Origin of the sequence: Pseudoalteromonas sp. ND6B, assembly GCF_000764215.1 — a bacterium.
Taxonomy (GTDB): Bacteria; Pseudomonadota; Gammaproteobacteria; order Enterobacterales; family Alteromonadaceae; genus Pseudoalteromonas; species Pseudoalteromonas tetraodonis.
Genome location: NZ_JQFL01000007.1, coordinates 1 through 5,297 on the forward strand (window position 1 = coordinate 1; position 5,297 = coordinate 5,297).

Annotated in this window: 4 protein-coding genes and 2 other annotated features; of the genes, 1 reads left to right on the top strand and 3 read right to left on the bottom strand. The window is 38.8% G+C overall.

Annotated elements, in window-relative coordinates:
• Nucleotides 1–50: 50 nt before the first annotated feature.
• A protein-coding gene (locus tag ND6B_RS16790; protein WP_089368775.1) for an IS3 family transposase occupies nucleotides 51–1,270 on the top strand; the annotation gives its coding sequence in 2 pieces (ribosomal slippage) (nucleotides 51–330 and nucleotides 330–1,270; 1,221 coding nt in all).
• Nucleotides 329–445, top strand: a sequence feature (AL1L pseudoknot). It overlaps the preceding gene by 117 nt.
• Nucleotides 1,271–1,592: 322 nt before the next feature.
• On the opposite strand, the gene ttcA is transcribed toward ND6B_RS16790, so the two are convergent.
• The 3 genes from ttcA to ND6B_RS16775 form a co-directional block, all read right to left on the bottom strand.
• Nucleotides 1,593–2,486, bottom strand: coding sequence for a tRNA 2-thiocytidine(32) synthetase TtcA (ttcA, locus tag ND6B_RS16785; protein ID WP_033102644.1), 894 nt, complete (start codon nucleotides 2,484–2,486; stop codon nucleotides 1,593–1,595).
• Between the two features lie 146 nt (nucleotides 2,487–2,632).
• The gene (locus tag ND6B_RS16780; protein WP_033102645.1) at nucleotides 2,633–3,811 is read right to left on the bottom strand and encodes an HNH endonuclease; all 1,179 of its coding nucleotides are present in this window, start codon (nucleotides 3,809–3,811) and stop codon (nucleotides 2,633–2,635) included.
• Nucleotides 3,812–4,027: 216 nt separating this feature from the next.
• Nucleotides 4,028–5,247, bottom strand: a protein-coding gene (locus ND6B_RS16775) for an IS3 family transposase (RefSeq protein ID WP_089368775.1) whose coding sequence is annotated in 2 segments (ribosomal slippage) — nucleotides 4,028–4,968 and nucleotides 4,968–5,247 — 1,221 coding nt in all. Because the reading frame shifts where the segments join, the coding sequence is not laid out codon by codon here.
• Nucleotides 4,853–4,969, bottom strand: a sequence feature (AL1L pseudoknot). Its footprint overlaps the gene before it by 117 nt.
• Nucleotides 5,248–5,297: the final 50 nt, after the last annotated feature.

Consider the following 5,297-nt stretch of genomic DNA (forward strand, 5'->3'; position numbering starts at 1 on the left):
TGAATCGCCCCGTGTTTGCCAGAGACTCAATAACTTGAGAAACTGGAACTATGAAAAAATCAAATCGCTATACATCAGAATTTCGTGAACGTGCAATTAGGCTTGTTACCACACAACAGCATGAATACCCTTCTCTTTGGGCTGCGCTAGTATCGATTTCAGATAAACTGGGATGTACCCCAGAAACACTTAGAGCATGGGTCAAGAAATCTCAAGCTCAACCGTCTAAACCCTCTTCTAATACGCAATCAACTGAAGAACGCCTTGCCGTCTTAGAGCGCGAGAATAAAGAGCTCAAGCGAACGAATGATATCCTGAGGCAAGCTGCCGCTTTTTTCGCCCAAGCGGAGCTCGACCGCAAACAGAAGTAATAGTGGATTTTATTGATGCTTGCAGAGAGCATTACGGTGTCGAGTCAATTTGCAAGGAATTGCCGATTGCACCATCAACGTATTATTCTCATAAACAGATACAAAGAGAGCCTGAGCGACTGTCTAACCGCAAAAAGCGTGATGCTGAGCTGATAATACTCATTCGCGAAGTGTGGGAGGATAATATGTCAGTTTATGGTGCAAGAAAAATATGGAAGCAGCTACAGCTTGACGACCATCAAGTCGCCCGCTGTACAGTCGAACGATTGATGCGAGTTATGGGAATTCAAGGTGTTCGTCGGGGTAAAGCACATAAGACAACGATACCTGACGAGCAACAAGATAAGCCACTTGATTTAGTTAATCGTCAATTTACTGCTGAGCAGCCAAATCAACTTTGGGTAGCTGACATCACCTATGTTGCCACATGGAGTGGGTTTGTTTATGTCGCTTTCGTGATAGATGTTTTTTCACGATACATTGTAGGTTGGCGTGTATCAACGACAATGCACACAGAGCTTATTCTTGATGCGTTAGAGCAAGCTATTTGGCATCGTGGCAACCCCGAAGGGTTAATTCACCACAGCGACAGAGGCAGCCAATATTTGTCTATACGATACACTGAGCGACTTGCTGAAGCTGGAATTCAAGCGTCTGTAGGCAGTGTGGGTGACTCTTATGACAATGCATTGGCTGAAACAATAAATGGATTATTTAAAACAGAGATTATTCGCAGAAATGGCCCGTGGAAGAATGTTGATGCTGTTGAATACGCAACGTTAGAGTGGGTCAATTGGTTTAATAATCAACGCTTATTATCTTCAATTGGGTATATTTCACCAGCTCAATATGAAACAGACTACTATGATAATTTAAACGAGTCAGGTAAAGTGGCCTGACTTAAACAAACTGGTCTCCGATGAACTCGGGGCGATTCAGTTTGCCAACGACTTTGAAAATCTCTTAGCTGTAGAAGACAACGCAAACCAATCTAAAGGCGCTCAGCCGCCACATAAGTGGATGCCCCGAAATAAGCACTTTCATTGCGAGTACCTAAATAAATGGAAATACATAAAAGGTAAATATGGGCTCAAAGAAAGTTTTAACGAAAAAACGTTTATAAACAATTTAATTACTTCAAGTGGTTGCAACTAAAAACATATGCGACTAACGTAGATATCTCTAATTAGTCGCCAATTCAAACTTAGTTGACCATTACCACTATATATTAGTAACGTCTATATATAATGATTCATCTATATTCGAAGATGATACTGTTGCTTCACTGAATTCGTAAGCGTCACGCTCACCATCTCTTGCTAATGGCAAATTAATAAAATCGAATAACTCTCTGTCAGCTAACTGGCTTGGGCTAATGTTTTGAATAGATTTAAATATACTTTCAACACGGCCTGGTGACTCTTTATCCCAATCGATTAACATCCCTTTAATCGACTGCCGTTGCAGGTTTTCTTGTGAGCCGCATAAATTACAAGGAATTATAGGGTAGCCTTTGTGTTCAGCGTAGGTAATGAGATCTTTCTCTCGACAGTAAGATAAAGGACGAATAACGACATTGCGGCCGTCATCTGAACGTAGTTTTGGAGGCATCGCTTTCAATCGAGAACCATGAAACATATTTAAGAACATAGTTTCTACAATATCATCCATGTGATGACCAAGTGCTAGCTTAGTCGCACCAATTTTTTCTGCAAATGAGTATAAAGTACCACGACGAAGACGAGAGCAAAGACCACAGGTAGTTTTACCTTCCGGAACTTTTTCTCGAACAACTGAATATGTATCTTTGTCCACTATATAATAAGGAATGTCTAATGTCTCAAAGTACTCTGGCAAAATATGTTCAGGAAACCCAGGTTGTTTCTGATCTAAGTTAACCGCAATGACATCGAACTTTATTGGGGCTGACTTCTGAAGCTGCAATAAGATGTCAAGCATTGCAAATGAGTCTTTCCCTCCACTTATGCAAGCCATCACAACATCCCCATCTTCAACCATATTATACTCAGTTATAGCATTGCCAACATTTCTTCTGAGTCTTTTTTGAAGTTTATTTAGTTCAAGCGTATCTTTTCTGGTATCTTGTAAGTTCATTGGTTTTGCCCGCACGGCCAGTGTGACTGGCAGTTATACATAAGTAGAAGTTTGGCGCGGATTATACGGCATTTAGTGCGTAGATGAAATATTCTATCAATACAAAAAATAGTGGTTTTTCCGTGTGACGAAATATGCTACTCAAACTAATTCCTGTAGTTTTTATTAGTTAAAGTACTTAGTACATCTAACTTAAACTTATATGCACTCGTATTGTATATGTTTCTATCCCCCCCAATATCAAACATTGTAACTACATTTTTTTTAGTGTTTAGATGCTTTTCAAACTTGGGGCCAAGTATCCCTTTAAATGACTCGTATTTATCATTTATTGATTTGTATTCTCGCTTTATCGTATCTTTCTGATATTCTGCTTCGAGCTCAAATAACTTAATATTGCTTACAAATTTAGCACTGCCATTTAAAAGTATTATTGGAGGTTTATCTAAAAGAGGTATGAAACTAAAAACTTTATAATCTCTAGTTCCAGCAAGTAGTGGATGCATATTTGTCATATATGTATCTTTAGAACTTTTAAATTTTTGGTTACAAAAACTACATGCAGGAACCAAATTATATAGTGTAGTTGCCAAAAATGGATATCTACTTTTAGGATAAAAATGATCCAAGTCAGGCCTCGCTGTAACATATTTTCCATAAGTAATTTCTATATCCCTTTTATTACAGTAAGGACAGATTTTCAAAGAACTCGATTCAATTATGGCTTGCCCAAACTCAGTTCTAAGAGCCTCATAGTTAAAAATTTTTTGAAGCTTATCAAACCACAACGGGTAGCTATTTCTAACATCTTTTGGAGTAACTGTAGTGCCTAAGTGTACATTTCTAATCCTGCAACATATTTGGTATATTTTTACCGGTCTTGTTGCCTTTTTAAGTTCTATAGAAAAATACTTGGCTAATATGGAAGATTTTTCATTGCGAATTTTATCCAGCTCAATGATAACTTTATCCTTTAATGCAAAAACAATATTTACATCTGCATCTATTTTAAATTTCATCAAATCCACGTCAAAATTCAAATCATAACTTCTAAAGTTAAAGTGCGGGTTGTATCTATCAGCAAGAAGAGGATATTTTTCATAAATCTCACTTATCTTTCGGCTCAACCTTTTTGGAGGACAAAATACTAAGCTCAAAATAAATGATTCATTAAATAAAGAACTGTAAAAATTTGCATTAATCTGGGACAGCTTCTTCACTTCTGCATATATAGCTTTTTGCTGTGATAAAGCATTTTTTAAAAAATTAGAGCTCTTTAATCTTTTTTGAAAGCCTTTAGGGAAAGAGTATTTAAATTTAATCATTCAATAAAGCTTCCTGAAGTGCTTTGTTACATATTTTATTAGCTAACTTAATCTGTTCTTTTGTCAACGGTATACCATGGAGCTTAGCATCTATCATGTCTTGGAGCTTAGCTCTCGAATGCTCCCCATATGTTGAATCTAAGTGCATTCCTTCAAGATAGAAGTCTGATAACTTTGTGAATCGCCCCGAGTTCATCGGAGACCAGTTTGTTTAAGTCAGGCCACTTTACCTGACTCGTTTAAATTATCATAGTAGTCTGTTTCATATTGAGCTGGTGAAATATACCCAATTGAAGATAATAAGCGTTGATTATTAAACCAATTGACCCACTCTAACGTTGCGTATTCAACAGCATCAACATTCTTCCACGGGCCATTTCTGCGAATAATCTCTGTTTTAAATAATCCATTTATTGTTTCAGCCAATGCATTGTCATAAGAGTCACCCACACTGCCTACAGACGCTTGAATTCCAGCTTCAGCAAGTCGCTCAGTGTATCGTATAGACAAATATTGGCTGCCTCTGTCGCTGTGGTGAATTAACCCTTCGGGGTTGCCACGATGCCAAATAGCTTGCTCTAACGCATCAAGAATAAGCTCTGTGTGCATTGTCGTTGATACACGCCAACCTACAATGTATCGTGAAAAAACATCTATCACGAAAGCGACATAAACAAACCCACTCCATGTGGCAACATAGGTGATGTCAGCTACCCAAAGTTGATTTGGCTGCTCAGCAGTAAATTGACGATTAACTAAATCAAGTGGCTTATCTTGTTGCTCGTCAGGTATCGTTGTCTTATGTGCTTTACCCCGACGAACACCTTGAATTCCCATAACTCGCATCAATCGTTCGACTGTACAGCGGGCGACTTGATGGTCGTCAAGCTGTAGCTGCTTCCATATTTTTCTTGCACCATAAACTGACATATTATCCTCCCACACTTCGCGAATGAGTATTATCAGCTCAGCATCACGCTTTTTGCGGTTAGACAGTCGCTCAGGCTCTCTTTGTATCTGTTTATGAGAATAATACGTTGATGGTGCAATCGGCAATTCCTTGCAAATTGACTCGACACCGTAATGCTCTCTGCAAGCATCAATAAAATCCACTATTACTTCTGTTTGCGGTCGAGCTCCGCTTGGGCGAAAAAAGCGGCAGCTTGCCTCAGGATATCATTCGTTCGCTTGAGCTCTTTATTCTCGCGCTCTAAGACGGCAAGGCGTTCTTCAGTTGATTGCGTATTAGAAGAGGGTTTAGACGGTTGAGCTTGAGATTTCTTGACCCATGCTCTAAGTGTTTCTGGGGTACATCCCAGTTTATCTGAAATCGATACTAGCGCAGCCCAAAGAGAAGGGTATTCATGCTGTTGTGTGGTAACAAGCCTAATTGCACGTTCACGAAATTCTGATGTATAGCGATTTGATTTTTTCATAGTTCCAGTTTCTCAAGTTATTGAGTCTCTGGCAAACACGGGGCGATTCA